Below are 18463 nucleotides of genomic sequence, written 5' to 3' on the forward strand. Positions count from 1 at the left end.
TTTATAACAATTAAAGTGTGAACAATAATTCACAGAATCTTTCTAGCAAACTAGTAAGAAGAAAGGTACAATGATAAGAGGTATGTCTGTAAAATAATAATTAATGGAGTTTTGTTTAAAATGAAAAAGTTAAAATATCTTTTTGTTTTTGGAATTATATTTGCTGCCGCGTTTTTTATAGGGAAAGATAAAATTATACAAAAGGCGCAAGTGTTCCGTTTAGAGTTTCTATCTGAAATGAAAGAAGCGACTATGATTGAAAATGTTCCATTTATAAAGCAGTTACCAGAATTACCTCGTGGATGTGAAGTTACAAGTTTGGCTATGTTGCTACAATACAAAGGTATACAAGTAGATAAGATGCAACTTGCTAGCGAAATTCATCGTGTTCCATTTGAACAAAATGGTTTACGTGGAAATCCTTATGAGGGGTTCGTTGGAAATATTTATACGAAGGCAAAGCCAGGATATGGTGTATATAATCAACCCATTTTTAATTTAGCAGAAAAATATGCTCCTGAAAAAGTAGTTAATTTAACAGGTAGAGACGTGCAAGATATGTATAAAGTAGTTAGTTCCGGTTCGCCAGTATGGGTCATTATTAATACAACGTTTAAGCCACTAGCCGAGAGTAGTTTTGAAACATGGAATACAAGCTCTGGCGAAGTGAAAATTACATATTATGAACATAGTGTAGTAATAGTTGGCTATGATCAAAACTTTATATATGTAAATGATCCACTTAAAAATAATCCACGTTTTGCTGTTCCGCGTGCAGAGTTTGAGAAAGCTTGGGAGCAAATGGGGAAACAAGCGATTACTATTTTATAATAATGAAAAGTCATCTTTTTGATGGCTTTTTATTTTTAATTTACTATAATAGAAAATTCAGAAAATTCTTTCAAAAATAAACAATTCACGTTATAATAACATTTAACTTGGTGAAGAAGGGGCGAAGGAAAATGGATGTTGCAAAGGAACTGGTTTTATCGAAAAATCAATTAATTGAGTGGAGAAGGCATTTTCATAAGTATCCAGAGCTATCTTTTCAAGAAGAAAAAACGTCACAGTTTGTATTTGATATACTTCGAAAAATCCCATATTTAGAAGTTTCCAGACCTACTAAATATAGTGTAATGGCAAGGTTAATTGGTAAGCAACCTGGTAAAACTATCGCGGTTCGTGCTGACATGGATGCTCTTCCTATTCATGAAGAAAATGAGTTTGATTTTATTTCTACATATCCAGGTGTGATGCATGCATGTGGCCATGATGGACATATAGCGATATTACTTGGGGTCGTACATAAATTAGTAGAAAAAAGAGAGAAGATTAAAGGAGAGATTCGCTTTCTCTTCCAACATGCAGAAGAAAACTTTCCTGGCGGTGCAGAGGAAATGGTTGCAGCGGGTGTAATGGAAGGTGTGGATTATATTATTGGTGCTCACCTTTGGGCATCGTTACAGGTTGGTAAAATAGGTGTAATTTATGGTGCTGCAATGGCTGCCCCGGATGTTTTTAAAATTACGATAGAAGGAAAAGGTGGACATGCTGGAATCCCTCATGAAACGGTTGATAGTATCGCAATCGGTACACAAGTTGTTTCGCAACTTCAGCAAATTGTATCTCGCCTCACGAATCCGTTAGATTCTCTTGTAGTATCTGTTACGCAATTTCATGCTGGGACAACCCATAATGTGATTCCAGAACAAGCGGAGATTGAAGGGACAGTGCGGAGTTTAAGACATGAGTTGCGAGAAGAAACAGAGAAAAGGATTGAACGGATTGTGAAGCATGTGACGGAATCTTACGGAGCGAAATATACATTTTCTTATGAATATGGATATCGACCAGTAGTAAATGATTATGAAGTTACAGAGATTATTGAGCAAACTGCATTACAGCTTTATGGAAGGGAACGAGTTACTCGTTTACAACCGACGATGGCTGGGGAAGATTTTTCAGCGTTTTTACAAAAGGCGCCAGGGACATTCTTTTTTATCGGTGCAGGAAATAAAGAGAAAGGAATTATATATCCTCACCATCATCCTCGTTTTACGATTGATGAAGATGCATTACCGATTGGAGTGGAAGTCTTTGTATCGTCTATTATGAATTTTATAAGTAAAGGAGAATGAGATGAAGAAAATACACGTATTAGCGCTTATTCCAGTTTTTTGTTTAGTTGTTGGACCTGTATTTGCTAATTCAGTTACTCCTTACGTATTAGGGATGCCATTTTTATTATTTTGGGTATTATTATCGGTGCTCATTACGTCTCTTTGTATGGGGCTTGTGTACGTATTTGATCCTGCTAATAAGGGGGATGTAAAATGATCGCCTTACTTATCATTATTTTATTTTTGTTTCTCGCACTATTTTTAGGAATTCGGGCACAACATGGAAAAGATATGAATTTAGAGCAATGGTCAGTTGGAGGAAGAGGCTTTGGCACTATTTTTGTTTTTCTTCTTATGGCAGGTGAAATTTATACGACGTTCACATTTTTAGGCGGAAGTGGATGGGCGTATAGTAAAGGAGCACCTACTTTCTATATTTTAGGTTATGGTGCACTAGCTTATATTTTATCTTACTTTTTATTGCCGCCAGTTTGGAAGTATGCGAAAGAGCATAATCTTGTCTCGCAGCCAGATTTTTTTGTGAAGAAATATAAGAGTCAGACGCTTGGCATTATCGTTTCTGTCATTGGGGTTATTTCAATTATCCCATACCTTGTTTTACAGTTAAAAGGATTAGGTATTATCGTTTCGGAAGCATCTTACGGCAGGGTATCACCAGTTATTGCAGTGTGGATTGGTGCGATTGTTATAACGATATATGTAATGGTTTCAGGCATACACGGCTCTGCTTGGACAGCCGCTTTGAAGGATATTATGATACTGTTTATCGTTATGTTTTTAGGTATATATTTACCATATCATTATTACGGAGGTTTTCAGCCGATGTTTGAAGCTGTAGAAGCAGCAAAACCAGGATTTCTATCTTTACCTGATGAAGGAATGAGCATTTCTTGGTTTGTTTCTACTATTGTATTAACAGCTCTCGGTTTCTATATGTGGCCCCATACATTCGCTTCTGCTTTCTCTGCAAAAAATGAAAAAGTATTTCGTAAAAATGCGGCAATTATGCCATTGTATTCTTTAGTTTTACTTTTCGTGTTCTTTGCAGGGTTTGCAGCTATACTGCAAGTTCCAGGGTTAAAGGGAGGGGATGTAGACCTTTCGTTATTCCGTCTCGCTCTTCAAACATTTGATCCATGGTTTATTGGTATTATTGGTAGTGCAGGAGTATTAACAGCATTAGTTCCGGGTTCCATGCTTGTTATGGCGGCATCTACTTTATTAGCAAAAAATATTTACCGAACAATGGTCCCATCTGCTTCAGATAGACAAGTTGCTAAAGCGGCAAAATTATTTGTTCCTGTAGTAACGCTTGTAGCTGTTTTGTTCACTTTTAAAGGTGGAGAAACGATAGGGGCTCTTCTTTTAATGGGATATAGTATAGTGACACAACTTTTCCCTGCGCTTGTATGTAGTTTGTTTCCACGTCAAGTTATTACGAAGCAAGGGGCAATTGCAGGAATGGGGATTGGATTGTTAGTGGTCGCATATATTACTTTATCTGGTTCAACTATAGCTACAATGTTTCCAGGTTTCCCTCAATATATAAAAGATTTAAATGTAGGTATAGTCGCATTGTTAATGAATATGATTGTGATGTTTATCGTTAGCGGGTTCACGAGAAATGTGTCTATAAAGACAGACAGTATAATAGTAGAAAAGTAATCCGTGTGCTAGAGCTATCTTTGAAAAGAGATAGCTCTTTTTTGTATATATTTTCTTCTATTAGCGGAATCTAACTAAAAACTTGTTGAAAAGGAAGTTAGGTGGGGGAATTGTTAGAGTTAAAAGGTAACTTATTTGAAGTTATGAAAGAAATTAGGGATGAATTAGGTTCGCCTAATGATTTAACAATTAGGGAAGTTGCCCTTGCGGGTAGTTTTACACGCTGTGCGGTTATTTTTTTATGTGGGTTAACAGATAAGGATAATGTTTATAAATATGTAGTTCGTACACTTCAATATGAAGAAGTACAAAAAGAAGAAGCTGTTGTTCAAACATTATTGGATCGTTTTATTTCTATTGCAGAAGTCGGTATGAAGACAACGTTTCCAGACATTATAAATGCAATTTTAGCAGGAGACACAGTTATATTAATTGATAATATTCAAACCGCTATTGTCATTAATAGCCGAGCATGGGAAAAAAGAAGTCTAGAATCTCCAGTAACAGAAGATTTAATACGTGGACCAAGAATTGGATTGAATGAAGATATTAACGTAAATAAGATGTTAATTCGCCGCAGCTTACGTGATCCGAAGTTACGGTTTCGATCCTATATTATGGGGAAGCGATCGCAAAAAGAAGTAACTTTAGTCTATATAGAGGATATTATTAACCCTTATATTGTAGACGAATTAGATCGACGGCTTCAATCAATAGTGGCAGACGTTATTCTTGAGACAGGAACGATTGAGCAATTAATTCAAGATAATAATTTATCACCATTCCCGCAATTTTTGAATACAGAAAGACCTGATAATATAGTGGCTGCGCTAGCGAAAGGAAAAGCGGCCATTTTAGTGGACGGATCACCATTTGCTCTTATCGCTCCACTAGTGTTTGTTGATATTTTTCAATCTGTAGAAGATCATTATGAGCGCTGGGTAATTGGTACGTTATTAAGAATTTTACGTATGGGATCAGGTATTGCTGCTGTTTTACTACCTGCCACGTACGTAGCGCTTGTTTCGTATCATCAAGGGCTTATTCCCTCTAAATTAGCTTATTCTATTGCGGGAGCGAGAGAAGGGGTACCATTTCCGGCATATATAGAAACGTTAATGATGGCATTAACGATGGAGTTAATACGAGAAGCGGGAATTAGGTTGCCAAAACCCATGGGGCAAACAATTGGGATTGTAGGTGGTCTTGTAATTGGAGAAGCTGCGGTGAACGCAGGGATTGTAAATCCGTTTTTAGTAATTATTATTGCAGTTACTGCAATTGCTACATTTTCACTGCCTGTATATAGCATTACGATTACGTTTCGGATTTTACTTTTTGTCTTTGTTTTAGCGGCGACTGCTTTTGGACTATATGGAATTATTTTAGCTCTTATTGCACTTGCGATTCATATTACGAATTTAAAGAGTGTTGGGGTGCCATATACAACGCCTATTGCTCCTGCATTTTATAAAGATTGGGAAGAAGAAATGATCCGCTTGCCAAAATCAATGTTGAAAGAAAGACCAGAGTACTTACAAACGAAAGATTCTACAATACGTCCAAAGGAGCGAGAGTAATTGAAACCATTTGAATATGGGGATGAAGAGATTGGATCTCGGGAACTTGGTTTTGCGGTATCGTCAACAATTATCGGTATAGGTGCATTATCTATGCCACGAGATATTGCTACGCAAACCTTATTTTCGGACGGTTGGATTATTTTGCTTTTGGGTGGATTAGTCTGTGCGGTTTTAGGGTGGTTTGTAACGAGGGTAGCTATTTTATTCCCAAAACAAAACTTTGTTCAATATACGAGTGCACATTTGACGAAGCCTGTTGCATACACAATTAGTAGCATTTTAGTATTAACGTTTGCTGCTTTGACAGCATATGAATCGCGAATGATTGCAATTATTTCACAAACGTATTTATTTAGTGATACACCAGTGCAACTATTGTCTTTCTTTTTCCTATTAGTTGTTATTTATGGAATAGCAGGATCGAGAGCGGCTTTATTAAGGCTAAACGTTTTGTTTTTACCTATAGTTTTAATTGCGATAGTGCTGCTTTCTTTATTGAATATAAATTTAATGGAAATAAATAATTTACTACCAGCTTTTCAAACGGACGTCAGTCAATATGCTGTAGGAGTTAAAAACTCTATTTTCACATTTATCGGATTTGAGGTAGCTCTGTTTTATGCTGTGATGTTGAACGATAAGTCAGTGAAAAAGGCACCGATGGCAGTTGCAAAAGCGGTGATGGTAAACGTGTTGTCATACATTTTAATTTATGTAACTTGTATTAGTGTTTTTACATATATGACAACACGTGGATTGACATATCCAACAATTGAACTAGGGAAAGAAATTGAAATTGGTGGGGGGTTTTTAGAAAGGTTTGATGCGATTTTTTTTACTACTTGGATTATTACTATTTATAACACTACAGCAATGTATTATGACGTCGCATCTTTATTGTTTTGTGCTATGTTTCCGAAAGTGAAGAAACATATTTTTATTTTCGTAAGTGCCCCGATTATTTTTATGGTGAATATGATACCTAGTAGTTTGAATGACTTGTCAAATTACGGAACTTATTTAGCTTGGATAGATATGGGCTTTGTTGTGTTAGCACCTTTGTTAGTTTTTATTGTATATAAAATAAAAAGAAGGAATGGTAGAAATGAAACACCTTCTTAAAATCATAATGCTTATAGTTTTAGTTGGATCTATAAGTGGGTGCTCTGAGTTAGAAGAAATAGAAGAAAGAGGATTTGTAGTAGGTGCAGCCTATGATATTGTGAAAAAAAAGAAAGCGAATCCAATTATGAAAGGGACGTATCAGATGGTACTCCCCAGTAAATTGTCGCAACAAGGTGGGCAAGGTGGTGGAGATAGCGAAAATTATATTAATGTGAGTGCGAAGGCAGATAGTGTCTTTGAGCAAATACGAATTATTGCCAAAAAAATTAGTCGCTCACTATTCTTTCCGCACATACAAGTGATAATTTTTTCTAAAGATTTATTATCGAATCCATATGTTTTACAAAATACGTTAGATGTATATATTCGTGATCATGAGATGAGAAGAAATATACGTTTGTTCGTTTCTAAGAAAAATGCAGAAGCTATTTTGAAGCAGAGCGCTAAGCCTGAAAATTTACCGGCGCAGTATATTGATATGTTAGCTGAACATCCTCCGAAAAATGCTCAAATGATTGAGGCTGCAAGAATTGGTGAAGTTCAGGAAAAGATGATTTCCAACCGAAGCTTCGTATTACCTATTCTTGAATTAACAAGGCAAGGGGTACAAATGAACGGGGCAGCGTTGTTTCGCGGGAAGGATAATAAGTGTGTAGGTAGTTTGAATGGAGAAGAAACATTTGGAATAAATTATATAATAGGTAAGAAAATTGGAGGATTCTTTACCATTCGTAAAAAAGACCAGCTTATTACATATGAAATTCATAAAATGCGTCGAAAGATTAAAGTATCTACAGAAAATGCTACAAAACCGAAGTTCGATATTCACTTATTTTTGGAAGGAACATTGGCTGAGTTGCATTTTAGTGATCATAAACAAATTATGAACGAAAAGCGATTAAAGAAAAACATCACGGAGGAAATGGAGAAGCGCATTCAAAAATCGATTAAGCTTGTTCAAAAAAAATATAAGGTAGATGTATTAGAGTTAGGGGACGTATATAAGCGGCATAATTATAAAGAATGGAAGAAGATAGATAAGAATTGGGATCAAGGTGAAAATTACTTTAGTAATGCTGAGATTACTGTTCATGTTCATCCGACAATTGAGCATTCAGGTTCAGCTTTACCAAAAAGAGTGAAATAAGGTGATGGAAGGTGTTTACTGGATTAGGAATTAGTTGCACAATATTAATGGCAATTCTTCCGGGGACCATATACTTTATTCATAAGAAACTCACAATGTATGGGGCACAGCCTTGGAATACTGATGCACAAAAAAAGAAACCTGAATGATTTCAGGTTTCTTTCGCACAAAGCATATGTGAAGGGGGATACCTTCTATGTATGCTTTGCTTTTATACAAGCCCTAACCAATGTACCAACTGTGTAGAGAGGAATGTCACAACAATGGCGATAACGGTAGGGATTGCAAACGATAAGAATGTCCATTTTGCACTTTTTGTTTCTTTATATATGTTAACCAGTGTTGTTCCACATGGGAAATGAAGAAGTGAGAACAACATTGTGTTTAACGCTGTTAACCAAGTCCAACCATTTTCTAAGAATAGATTTTTAATTTGATTAAAATCGTCTATTTCAGTTAAAGCTCCAGTTGATAAATAAGACATTAATAAAATAGGGATAACAATTTCATTCGCTGGTAGTCCAAGAATGAATGCAGCTAAAATAAATCCATCAAGTCCTAACATTTTAGCGAACGGATCTAGGAAGTTTACAAAATACATAAGTAAGCTTGTGTCACCGATGAAAATATTAGCTAGTAACCAAGTTAATGCAGCAGCAGGGGCAGCTACAACAACAGCTCGTTTTAAAACATAGACTGATTTGTCGAGTGTCGCACGCACAATTGTATTCCAAACCTTTGGCTTACGGTACGGCGGTAACTCAAGTGTGTAGTGAGTTGGCACACCTTTTAAAGCTGTTTTTGATAGTACCCAAGAAACAGTTAATGTCATAATAACACCAATTACAACCATCCCAACTACAACGCCAGCAGTAACTAATGTTTGCATACTACCTGTATAACCAGCAGCCATAAATAATGAAGACATTAAAATTAACATAGGCCAGCGACCGTTACAAGGAACGAAGTTGTTTGTTAAGATTGCAAGCATACGTTCACGTGGTGATTCAATAATACGTGTTGACATAATAGCGGCTGCGTTACAACCAAAGCCCATTGCCATTGTTAAAGATTGTTTACCATGTGCACCGGAGCGTTTGAATAAGCGATCCATATTAAAAGCGACACGTGGTAAATATCCGTAGTTTTCTAATAGTGCGAACATAGGGAAAAAGATTGCCATAGGTGGTAACATAACGCTAATAACAGCACCGATACCACGGAATAAACCAAGTATTAAAATGCCATGTAGCCATTCGGGTGCATGTGCTGCCTGAAACCAAGATGTTAAATATCCTTCGGCCCATCCGAAACACTCAGCAATCATATCAGATGGTACGTTAGCACCTGCAATTGTAAGATAAAAAATAATAGATAAAATACCGAGCATAATTGGAAATCCCCAGATTGGAGATGTGAAAATTTTATCTAGTTTTTCAGAACGATACAATTTATCAGTATTTGTATATTGAACAGACTCTTTACATATGCTTGCAGATGTTCGATAAATATCTCCGACAATATCATCTCGTATATCTTCTTTTGAGAGTGTTTGTGCATGTTGAATAATATAGTCTAATGGAAGAGCTTTACTGGCTGAGTGAGATTCCATTCATTACGACCTCCCTTACAAGCGGTTCATTATGGTGTTTTTGAAGTGTAGTTAAGAAATTTTTATCTCCATCTAATATACGTAACGCAATCCAACGTGCTGGATACGTATCACCGAACACTTTATAAATTTGTGGTTCTAATTCCTGAATCATATTTTCGATTTTTTCACTGTAAGAAATTTTAATTGGTGTTGGAATTAATTTTTTATTTGCTACTTTAGCGATAACACTTAGCAAATGCCCAATACCTACTCGGTTACGAGCAGAAATCTTAACTACAGGTACACCGAGCGATTTTGCTAATTTCTTTTCATCAATAACGATGCCTTTTTTCTCCGCTTCATCAATTAAATTAATACAAATGACTACATTGCTTGTCATTTCCATCACTTGGAGGGCTAAATTTAAATTTCTTTCCATTGCAGTTGCATCTATAACAACTACAGTTACTTCTGGTTTTTCAAATATAATATAATCTCTTGCTACTTCTTCATCCGTAGAATTTGAATATAGTGAGTAAGTTCCAGGTAAATCTATTAATGTATATTTACTTCCGTTATGTTCATATTCTCCTTCAGCTTTTAAAACAGTTTTTCCCGTCCAGTTTCCAGTGTGTTGTTTTAAGCCTGTTAAAGTATTAAATAATGTACTTTTCCCGGTGTTCGGGTTGCCAGCTAAAGCAATACGATGTTTGCTCATCTGAAATCATCTCCTATTAATACCCCGAAAATAAGGGAACTTTCTTCCTTACGTAGTGCGATAGTTGTATTGCTTACTTGATAAGCGACCGGATCTCCAAGTGGACTGCGCTGTAATACTTTAATTGTTGCCCCAGGGATAAATCCTAAGTCTAATAAACGTCGTTTCATAGTTCCTTCTAATTGTATCTTCTCAATTTGTACAAACTCTCCTGTCTTAAATTCGGAAAGTGGTTTTGTATTAGCCGATACCATAAAAGTTACCTCATCTCTATATTGTTTGTTTAAGTTTAAAAAGTTTCCTTAGGTAAACTTTTTGCTAATAATATAGTAGACTACATTGGATGATGCTGTCAATTGGTACTTTAAAAATATTCATTTATTTTTAGAATTGTTCCAATTTATTTAGTTGTACTAAAAAATATTACTGGAATTTTGTTTAATGTAAATAAAGTAAGAGTGTAAAAATTAAAAAATACAATGGATTTGTAAATGTATTTTTAATTAAAAGGGGAAAAGAGTGAAAAACATTTACATTGAATTTACATTGTTAAGAATAAATTTACATTACAGCTTAATTCGTGTGGATTTTGTTGGGTTCTTTAACTATAAATGTTGGGATTCCTAGCTTTTAAGGGTTATTATCGTCATTTACTTAAAATTAAAAATTGCTTAACACTCACATAATATTGTTGTCCTACAATGAATTTGTGTTCGAAAGAAAATGAATTCGAAAAGTGATAATCCAAATGGGGGTACAAGACATGGTTATGAAAAAAGGTATTAAATTTTCTTTAGCGGCTTTAGTGGTGGCAGGAGCGTTAGTTGGATGTGGGAAAGCAGATGATACAGCTAGTAAAGAAACTGCTAAAGGAAGCGATAATACAAAACAAGAATTATCAGGTACGATTGCAGCAGCTGGTTCTACAGCTCTTCTACCTCTTGCGGAGGAAGCTGGAAAGAAATTCATGGAGAAAAATTCAAAAGTTTCTATTCAAGTGCAAGGTGGCGGTAGTGGAACTGGGATTAACCAAGTAGCATCGGGTGCAGTACAAATTGGTAATTCAGATGTTCCATCAGGGGATAAAATAAAAGATGATGAAAAAGCGAAAGAATTAGTAGATAACAAGGTTGCGGGTATTGCATTCGCGCTTGTCGTAAATAAAGATGTAAAAGTTGATAACTTAACAGTGCAACAAGTACAAGATATCTTCACTGGGAAAGTAACAAACTGGAAAGAGGTAGGCGGGAAAGATGAAAAAATCAACGTAATTAACCGTCCAGCTTCATCTGGTACACGTGCTACATTTGAAAAGACAGTTATGAAAGAAGCGAAAATTAATGATGGAACTGGTACAACACAAGATTCTAACGGTGCAGTAGAGCAAGCAATCAATTCTACTCCAGGTTCAGTAAGTTATTTAGCAATGTCTTACATGGTTGGCGATAAAAAAGGTGCGCTACAAACAGTGAAAATTGATGGTTCTGAACCAAAAGTTGAAAACATTTCGTCTGGTAAATATCCATTCTGGTCTTACGAGTACATGGTAACAAAAGGTGAAGCGAAAGAAGCAACGAAAGCTTACATTGATTATGTAAAAGGCAAAGACTTTGAAAAGCAAGTAGAAGATATGGGGTACATCCCAATGTCTAAATTAAATAAGTAATAAATTTTTATGGGGCTGGCTGCAAGGCCAGTCCTGTTCATTTCAATCTATGAAGTGGGGTCTGACCTGTGATGAAGGGGAAAAAACAAATTAATTACGTAAAAAGTGAATATATAGGAAGATCGCTTGTTACGTTTTGTGGTATTTTTATTGTTTTAATTACATTAGCTATTATTGCGTTTATTTGCGGTAAAGGTATTCAATCTTTTACACAAAGCGGTATCTCATTTACTGAGATGTTAACATCGACAAAATGGAATCCAAATGCTGACGAAGGAACCTTCGGGGCTTTGATTTTTATTGTAGGTTCAACGGTGGTTTCGTTAGGTGCGGTTATTATTAGTGCGCCAATTGCTATAGCTCTTGCTATATTCATGAATTTAATTTCGCCGAAGTTTGGAAATAAAGTATTGAAGCCCGTTTTAGAATTATTAGTTGGTATTCCTTCGGTTGTATACGGATTATTAGGGGTTACGATTTTAGTGCCGCTATTACGTGATTCGTTCGGGGGAGTGGGCTTTAGTCTAATTGCGGGTATTGTTGTATTAAGTATTATGATTTTACCTACTATTGCTAGTATCGCTTCTGATGCAATACGCTCCGTTCCATTTGATTATTTAGAAGCTTCTTATGGTCTAGGATCAACGAAATGGCAAGCGGTTAGCCGAGTGATTGTTCCTGCTGCGAAAAAAGGGATTTTAACAGGTGTTGTTTTAGGTTTAGCGCGTGCTTTTGGTGAAGCATTAGCAGTTCAAATGGTAATCGGGAACACAATTAAATTACCAGAAGGAATATATAGTCCGACAGCGACGTTAACTGGTATTTTGACAATGGACATGACAAATACATTAAACGGAACTGCTTGGAACAATGCGCTATGGACTTTAGCGATGATTTTACTTGTTATTTCATTCCTGTTTATTTTAGTAATTCGAGCGATTGGGCAAAGAGGTGAGCGATAATAATGAATGCAAGAACGGTAAATAAAGTTTGGACAGGTATCTTTTATGCAGTTGCAGCTTTAGTTGTAGCTCTGCTAGTATTCTTAGTGTTTGAAATTCTGCAAAAGGGATGGGGATTTTGGGATCCTAATTTCTTGTTTGGAGAACCAAGTAATACAAGAGCTGGTGGTGGGATTGGTCCACAGTTATTCAATTCCTTCTACATGCTTGTTATAACGCTTGTTATATCTATTCCTCTTGGGTTAGGTGCTGGAATATATTTAGCAGAGTACGCAAAACAAGGGCGCTTTTTAAATTTTGTTCGTTTATGTATTGAGACAATGGCGTCTTTACCTTCGATTGTTGTTGGTTTATTCGGTTTGTTAGTGTTCGTTACCATGACAGGTTGGGGATACACAGTAATGGGCGGTGCTCTTGCTTTAACAATTTTAAACTTACCAGGTTTAACACGTGTTTGTGAAAATGCGATTTCAGAAGTGCCTCATAATGTAAAAGAGGCGAGTCTTGGATTAGGTGCAACGAAATGGCAAACAATTGCTCGTATTATTATTCCATCGTCATTACCGCAAATTATTACAGGTATTATTTTAGCGGCGGGTCGTATATTTGGTGAAGCGGCAGCGTTAATTTACACAGCGGGTTTAACATCCCCGATTTTAAATTCAGCAGCGGACTTCTCAAGTCCTGCGCATCCTTTAAATCCATTTAGACCAGCTGAAACGTTAGCGGTTCACATTTGGAAGTTAAATTCTGAAGGAGTTATTCCGGATGCGAAGTTGATCGCGACAAAATCTGCAGCTGTATTAATTATTATGGTGTTACTATTCAACGTTATTTCACGCTTGGTAGCATCTATATTGCACAAACGTTTTACAGGGACGAAAAGAAAAAGTAAAACGACGAAAAAAGTAAAAGCGGCATAAATTATAAAGAGGAACTCTCTATTTATAAGTAGGGAGTTCTTTTTGTATTTTAATATAGAAGGAATGGATGTAATGATTGTTGAATTTGTAATTGATTATATAGATGAATAGGTACAGATGAGAGGAGAAGTTAATTTGTTTTTTCTACAAATGTCAGGTTTTCCTGGATCGGGAAAATCGACAGTTTCTAAGTATATAGCGAAGTTAACAGGTGCTGTAATTATAAATCATGACGTTTTGAAATCGGCATTGTTACAATCATTAGAAATGAAAGGGGTTGAATCGACAATTGTTGGAGGAGTATCATACGATGTTGAATGGGCATTGATTGATTCTTATTTAGAACAAGGGCATAGTGTTATATTGGATAGTCCATGTTTATATGAAGGGATGGTTGAAAAAGGAATGAAACTGTCTAATAAACATGGTGTGAAATATAAATATATTGAATGCTATCTTAATGATATGGAGGAGATTAATAATAGGTTACAAACACGTAAACGTATGGTTAGTCAGATTGGAAAAGTGGATTCGGAAGTAGCTTTTAAAAAATGGTTAGATGGTAGTAAAAGACCTTTAAATAGTGAATGTCTTATTGTAGATTCTGGTAAACCTCTAGAGCGATATGCTCAAAAAATGATGGATTATATCAGTAAGTAGAGAAAAAGGCGTTATCTTCGTTCTTGAAGATAATGCCTTTTTCTTTAAATATCAGGTGTTTCTGTAGAAGTGCTTATTTTTCTACGAGAGCGTCTTTTTCTCCCGATTTTATCTAATAGTTCATACATAACTGGAACGACTACTAATGTAAGAACGGTTGAGACTGCTAAACCACCGATGACAACGACGGCAAGACTTTTTGATACCATGCTTCCTGCTTGCGATTGACCAAATAGGAGAGGAAGCATAGCGACGATTGTCGTTATAGCTGTCATAATAATTGGACGTAATCTAGTGGAACCCGCTTCTAGTAAGGCTTCTCTTGTTTCCATGCCGTGTTCCCGATTTTGTTGCACTCTTTCTATTAATACAATAGCGTTTGTAACGACAATCCCGATTAACATTAATGCGCCGATTAAGGAATTTACATCAACAGGTGTTCCTGAAATGATTAACCCTAAAATACCGCCAACAGCAGCTAATGGCAAGGAGAACAAAATTGCAAAAGGAGCGCGCGCCTGTCCGAAGGTGATAACCATAATTAAATATACAATCCCGATTGCAATCCCCATAATTTTGAATAAATCTGTGAAGTTCTCTTGCATAGATTCAGTTGCACCTGCAATAGTTACTTTTGCGCCGCTAGGTAAATCTAAGTTAGCTATCGTTTCATTTACTTCTGCACTTACTTTACTTAAATCTTCATTTGAGGCCTCGGCAGTAATTTGAATCGTTTCTTTTCCGTCTTTATGGAAGACTTCTGTTTGAAGTTGCTTTTCTGAAATAGTTGCAATGTCTTTTAAAGGAATTGGTCCATTGATAGGTGATAGTATGCTTGTGTTTAAAATGTCTTCTTGTTTAGTAATGTTTTCTTTTTTGTGTTCTATTATAATAGTTGTTTTTTCATTATTGATTGAAACTTCACCAATAGGTGATTTCTTCATAAGGAGTGCTACTTGTTGTGCTGCTAATTCTGGTGTTAAGCCTAGTTGTTCGGCCTTTGTTTGATCAACATGGATTTGCCATTCTTTCTTAGAGTCTTCTAAATTTGTTTTTACTTTAGAGAGAGCAGTCATATCTTTTAGTTTTGTTTCGACGATAGTAGCAGCCTCTTTTAAATTCGTTTCGTTAGTAGCTGTTACGTTGAATTGCAAATTGTTGCCACCACCAGAGCTTGAATAACTCGTTTTTATATAATCTAGTTCAGCAGGCTCAAAAGCTTTATGTTCTTTCTTTAACTCTTTAATATATTGATCAATATCAGAGCCTTTCTTGAAGACTACAAATATACTGGCAAGATTATTTTTTGTCGTTTGCCCCCATTGTGCATCTTCTGCGCTAGATCCCATTCGTAAAATAACATCCGTTACATCCGAATTAGAAAGTAATTTCTTTTCGAAATCGAAGGCTTTTTGTTTTTGCGTTTCAGGAGCGTAATCAGCTGGGAAAGTCATATTAATAGATAACATTGTGTCGTCTTCAGATTTTATGTTCGCTTTCGGTAGTAATACATAGGCTGCAATCGATCCTGCGAATAATAAAAAAGCAGTAAGTAGAATAATGAATTTATGCGAAAGAGCCCACTTTAATGTAGCGACATATCGTGGTGAAGAACTTGGCTTTTTGTGCTTTGTTTTTTTGAGTAGTAAAAAAGCCATAAGTGGAACAACTGTTAGTGCAACGATTAAGGATGATAGTATAGAATATACAACTGCTAATACCATAGGTAACATTAATTTTCCGATTACTCCTGATACGAGGCCAATAGGTAAGAAAACAGCGACTGTTGTTAAAGTAGAAGAAGTAATTGCGACGGCGACCTCTTTCGTTGCATCAAGAATAATATCTTTAGAGAAAGATTCTTTTTGTAAACGACGGAAAATATTCTCGATGACAACGATACTATCATCAACGAGACGTCCAACTGCAACTGCTAAACCACCAAGCGTTAAGGTGTTAAGTGTGATGTTAGATTGGTGTAGTAAAAAGAGTGTTAATAAAATAGATAATGGAATACTGACAACGGCGATGAGTGTCGTTCGGAAGTTACGCAAAAAGATTAAGATAATTAGAGTTGCAGCAATTGCTCCAAGAATTACTTCTTTGCCCATGCTAGTAACAGCATTTTCAACTTGCTCATGAGTTGAGGCTAAAAGTTTAATAGAAAACTGATCTTTATATTGTTTACTTATATCTTTGATTTTCTTATCGATTTCCTTTCCGATTGTAACTGCATTTTTACTTGGCTCTTTCATGATGATCAATCCGGTTCCTTCTTCTCCGTTTATATGCGAGATTGTATCGTAGTGTTGTTTAAGTTCGATTTGAGCCACATCTTGCAATTTTACTTGAGGTGCAACGGTTATGTTTTTAATATCATCTACATTTTTTATATCCCCAATGACACGAAGGTTATATTCTTCTTTATTAACGGTAATTGCTCCAGCTGGAGTGGAAGTTTCTTTTCCTTGTAAAACTTTTAATATTTGTTCTGTTGTTACGTTTTTATCTTTTAATTGGTTTGGGTCTAGTATGATAGATAATTCAGAGGCTGATTTTCCGAAAAACATAACGTTGGCAACACCATCAATGTTTTCGAGTTGTGGTACGATTTCTTTTTCGATTTGTTTTTCATCTGCTTTTGAAAATCCATTTTGCTTCTGGATAGCAATTTGAGCGAGTGGAATCATAGAAGTATTTAATTGGCTAACTATGGGTTTCGTTGCATCTTTAGGTAATTTAATTGTGTTAATGGCCTTTTCAACCTCGCGTGCCGCGTCTTTCATGTTTGCTTTGGATGTATACGCGATATCGATACGTGATAATCCCTCGTGCGTAGAAGAGGTGATGCTGTCGATGTGTTCTAAATTGCGAAATTGTTTTTCGAGGGGATCAGTTACTTCTTTTGTCATCGCTTCAGCATCGAGTCCTTGAGATAAGGTTGTGACAGTGACTGCTGGATTATCGATGCTTGGTAAAAATTCCATAGGTAATTTAGATCCGGAATAAACGCCAAGTACGGAAATGAGAAAAACCATGATGATAACAGCGGCGCGGTTTTTTAATGAAAACTTTGTTAACCTATCCATAAAGTAATTCCTCCATTGGTTTATTTATAGTTGAGTACGTCCTTTCTTACTATATAACAAAAAATGGATATCTTTCATTAATTAAATGTAAAAAAATTCTAACAATAATCTTAAGTTAATGTTTTTGTTGGAATTTCGTTATTTATTCCGCTATTCGCCGAGCGATAAGATTATTACCTAATCGAGCTGTCTGTAAACAACCGATTCGTTCAATTAATAGTTTGTGTGGAGGAACAAAACTAAAAATCGGCATGTTTGCTTTATGTAGGAAGTGGTGAATCTATTTTTTAAAAGGTTGGATTGATTTGTTTTGTATATTGTTAGTCTATAGAGAAGTAAATGATCAAGGCTTTAATATAGAAGAGAATGAAAAGCTAGGAAGGGGTTATGAAATACAGTTTGGTTAACTAGAGTGTATTGGTATGCAATTTAAATAGCTGTTTTCCATAGATGGGATGAGGTGTCTCTATATAGAAGAAAGTAGGATGGATATTTTTTTGTTTTTTTTTAAAAAAACACTTGTTATTTAAAAATCATGATGGTATATTAATAAACGTCGCTGATGCGGAAACGCAGAAAACGACAAAAAAGAAATTTTAAAACTTAGTTGACATCAAAAAACGAAGATGTTAATATGATGAAGTCGCTTCTGGAGCGGCAGACAAGTTCTTTGAAAACTGAACGAAACAAACAACGTGAAACGTCAATTTTTATTTTTAGATGCTAGACAAACTAACTTTATTGGAGAGTTTGATCCTGGCTCAGGATGAACGCTGGCGGCGTGCCTAATACATGCAAGTCGAGCGAATGGATTGAGAGCTTGCTCTCGAGAAGTTAGCGGCGGACGGGTGAGTAACACGTGGGTAACCTGCCCATAAGACTGGGATAACTCCGGGAAACCGGGGCTAATACCGGATAATATTTTGAACTGCATGGTTCGAAATTGAAAGGCGGCTTCGGCTGTCACTTATGGATGGACCCGCGTCGCATTAGCTAGTTGGTGAGGTAACGGCTCACCAAGGCAACGATGCGTAGCCGACCTGAGAGGGTGATCGGCCACACTGGGACTGAGACACGGCCCAGACTCCTACGGGAGGCAGCAGTAGGGAATCTTCCGCAATGGACGAAAGTCTGACGGAGCAACGCCGCGTGAGTGATGAAGGCTTTCGGGTCGTAAAACTCTGTTGTTA

15 protein-coding genes and 1 rRNA gene (1 of these 16 running past the window's edge) are annotated in these 18463 nt (G+C 36.2%); 12 read left to right on the forward strand and 4 right to left on the reverse strand.

Going from position 1 to position 18463, the window contains the following annotated elements; translation table 11 throughout:
* Positions 1–120 precede the first annotated feature (120 nt).
* From NHG49_RS03900 to NHG49_RS03930, 7 genes are all read left to right on the forward strand, one after another.
* Positions 121–831: a C39 family peptidase gene (locus NHG49_RS03900; protein WP_088046958.1), complete on the forward strand. Its 711-nt coding sequence runs from the start codon at positions 121–123 to the stop codon at positions 829–831.
* A gap of 131 nt (positions 832–962) precedes the next feature.
* Complete coding sequence (locus NHG49_RS03905) at positions 963–2138, forward strand: amidohydrolase (RefSeq protein WP_064477055.1); 1176 nt, start codon at positions 963–965, stop codon at positions 2136–2138.
* Between the two features lies 1 nt (position 2139).
* Positions 2140–2337, forward strand: a complete 198-nt coding sequence (locus NHG49_RS03910; protein ID WP_000719861.1) for a DUF3311 domain-containing protein — start codon at positions 2140–2142, stop codon at positions 2335–2337.
* The gene (locus NHG49_RS03915; protein ID WP_000561011.1) at positions 2334–3806 is read left to right on the forward strand and encodes a sodium:solute symporter family protein; all 1473 of its coding nucleotides are present in this window, start codon (positions 2334–2336) and stop codon (positions 3804–3806) included. Before NHG49_RS03910 ends, NHG49_RS03915 begins: the two co-directional genes overlap by 4 nt.
* Positions 3807–3907: 101 nt before the next feature.
* On the forward strand, positions 3908–5386 hold the full coding sequence (gene gerLA, locus NHG49_RS03920) for a spore germination protein GerLA (RefSeq protein WP_095205680.1): 1479 nt from the start codon (positions 3908–3910) through the stop codon (positions 5384–5386).
* The gene (gene gerLB / locus NHG49_RS03925; protein WP_064477054.1) at positions 5387–6511 is read left to right on the forward strand and encodes a spore germination protein GerLB; all 1125 of its coding nucleotides are present in this window, start codon (positions 5387–5389) and stop codon (positions 6509–6511) included. It begins immediately after the preceding gene.
* On the forward strand, positions 6495–7661 hold the full coding sequence (locus NHG49_RS03930; RefSeq protein WP_064477053.1) for a Ger(x)C family spore germination protein: 1167 nt from the start codon (positions 6495–6497) through the stop codon (positions 7659–7661). Before gerLB ends, NHG49_RS03930 begins: the two co-directional genes overlap by 17 nt.
* Positions 7662–7872: 211 nt before the next feature.
* On the opposite strand, the gene NHG49_RS03935 is transcribed toward NHG49_RS03930, so the two are convergent.
* From NHG49_RS03935 to NHG49_RS03945, 3 genes are read right to left on the reverse strand one after another with little or no spacing between them, the layout of a single operon-like run.
* Complete coding sequence (locus NHG49_RS03935; protein WP_064477052.1) at positions 7873–9273, reverse strand: nucleoside recognition domain-containing protein; 1401 nt, start codon at positions 9271–9273, stop codon at positions 7873–7875.
* Positions 9251–9973 (reverse strand): FeoB small GTPase domain-containing protein, encoded by a 723-nt coding sequence (locus NHG49_RS03940; protein WP_064477051.1) that lies wholly within the window; start codon positions 9971–9973, stop codon positions 9251–9253. The genes NHG49_RS03935 and NHG49_RS03940 overlap by 23 nt, the downstream gene beginning before the upstream one ends.
* A complete protein-coding gene (locus NHG49_RS03945) occupies positions 9970–10227 on the reverse strand; it encodes a FeoA family protein (protein ID WP_000252989.1) in 258 nt (85 codons plus the stop codon). Before NHG49_RS03945 ends, NHG49_RS03940 begins: the two co-directional genes overlap by 4 nt.
* Positions 10228–10736: 509 nt before the next feature.
* Between NHG49_RS03945 and NHG49_RS03950 the strand changes: the two genes are divergently transcribed.
* The 4 genes from NHG49_RS03950 to NHG49_RS03965 all read left to right on the forward strand — a co-directional run bounded on the left by NHG49_RS03950 (position 10737) and on the right by NHG49_RS03965 (position 14184).
* On the forward strand, positions 10737–11639 hold the full coding sequence (locus tag NHG49_RS03950) for a phosphate ABC transporter substrate-binding protein PstS family protein (RefSeq protein WP_222655671.1): 903 nt from the start codon (positions 10737–10739) through the stop codon (positions 11637–11639).
* Positions 11640–11710: 71 nt separating this feature from the next.
* Positions 11711–12601: a phosphate ABC transporter permease subunit PstC gene (gene pstC, locus NHG49_RS03955; protein ID WP_000676675.1), complete on the forward strand. Its 891-nt coding sequence runs from the start codon at positions 11711–11713 to the stop codon at positions 12599–12601.
* 2 nt (positions 12602–12603) lie between these two features.
* Positions 12604–13524 carry a phosphate ABC transporter permease PstA gene (pstA, locus tag NHG49_RS03960; RefSeq protein WP_000994145.1) on the forward strand — a complete coding sequence of 307 codons (921 nt, stop codon included), beginning with the start codon at positions 12604–12606 and terminating at the stop codon, positions 13522–13524.
* A 135-nt stretch (positions 13525–13659) separates the two neighbouring features.
* Positions 13660–14184, forward strand: coding sequence for a P-loop nucleotide/nucleoside kinase family protein (locus tag NHG49_RS03965; RefSeq protein WP_088046955.1), 525 nt, complete (start codon positions 13660–13662; stop codon positions 14182–14184).
* Between the two features lie 44 nt (positions 14185–14228).
* Here the strand turns inward: NHG49_RS03965 and NHG49_RS03970 are convergent, their stop codons facing one another.
* Positions 14229–17273: an efflux RND transporter permease subunit gene (locus NHG49_RS03970; RefSeq protein WP_064477050.1), complete on the reverse strand. Its 3045-nt coding sequence runs from the start codon at positions 17271–17273 to the stop codon at positions 14229–14231.
* Between the two features lie 738 nt (positions 17274–18011).
* Between NHG49_RS03970 and NHG49_RS03975 the strand changes: the two genes are divergently transcribed.
* Positions 18012–18463: ribosomal RNA gene (locus NHG49_RS03975) — 16S ribosomal RNA — on the forward strand (it continues 1100 nt past the right edge of the window).

Origin of the sequence: Bacillus sp. IBL03825 (assembly GCF_024712505.1) — a bacterium.
GTDB lineage: Bacteria > Bacillota > Bacilli > Bacillales > Bacillaceae_G > Bacillus_A > Bacillus_A wiedmannii.

Coding starts and splice junctions, on each gene's coding strand:
- NHG49_RS03900 (WP_088046958.1), top strand. CDS start 121: ATGAAAAAGTTAAAATATCTTTTTGTTTTTGGAATTATATTTGCTGCC.
- NHG49_RS03905 (WP_064477055.1), top strand. CDS start 963: ATGGATGTTGCAAAGGAACTGGTTTTATCGAAAAATCAATTAATTGAG.
- NHG49_RS03910 (WP_000719861.1), top strand. CDS start 2,140: ATGAAGAAAATACACGTATTAGCGCTTATTCCAGTTTTTTGTTTAGTT.
- NHG49_RS03915 (WP_000561011.1), top strand. CDS start 2,334: ATGATCGCCTTACTTATCATTATTTTATTTTTGTTTCTCGCACTATTT.
- NHG49_RS03930 (WP_064477053.1), top strand. CDS start 6,495: ATGAAACACCTTCTTAAAATCATAATGCTTATAGTTTTAGTTGGATCT.
- NHG49_RS03935 (WP_064477052.1), bottom strand. CDS start 9,273: ATGGAATCTCACTCAGCCAGTAAAGCTCTTCCATTAGACTATATTATT.
- NHG49_RS03940 (WP_064477051.1), bottom strand. CDS start 9,973: ATGAGCAAACATCGTATTGCTTTAGCTGGCAACCCGAACACCGGGAAA.
- NHG49_RS03945 (WP_000252989.1), bottom strand. CDS start 10,227: ATGGTATCGGCTAATACAAAACCACTTTCCGAATTTAAGACAGGAGAG.
- NHG49_RS03950 (WP_222655671.1), top strand. CDS start 10,737: ATGGTTATGAAAAAAGGTATTAAATTTTCTTTAGCGGCTTTAGTGGTG.
- pstC (WP_000676675.1), top strand. CDS start 11,711: ATGAAGGGGAAAAAACAAATTAATTACGTAAAAAGTGAATATATAGGA.
- pstA (WP_000994145.1), top strand. CDS start 12,604: ATGAATGCAAGAACGGTAAATAAAGTTTGGACAGGTATCTTTTATGCA.
- NHG49_RS03970 (WP_064477050.1), bottom strand. CDS start 17,273: ATGGATAGGTTAACAAAGTTTTCATTAAAAAACCGCGCCGCTGTTATC.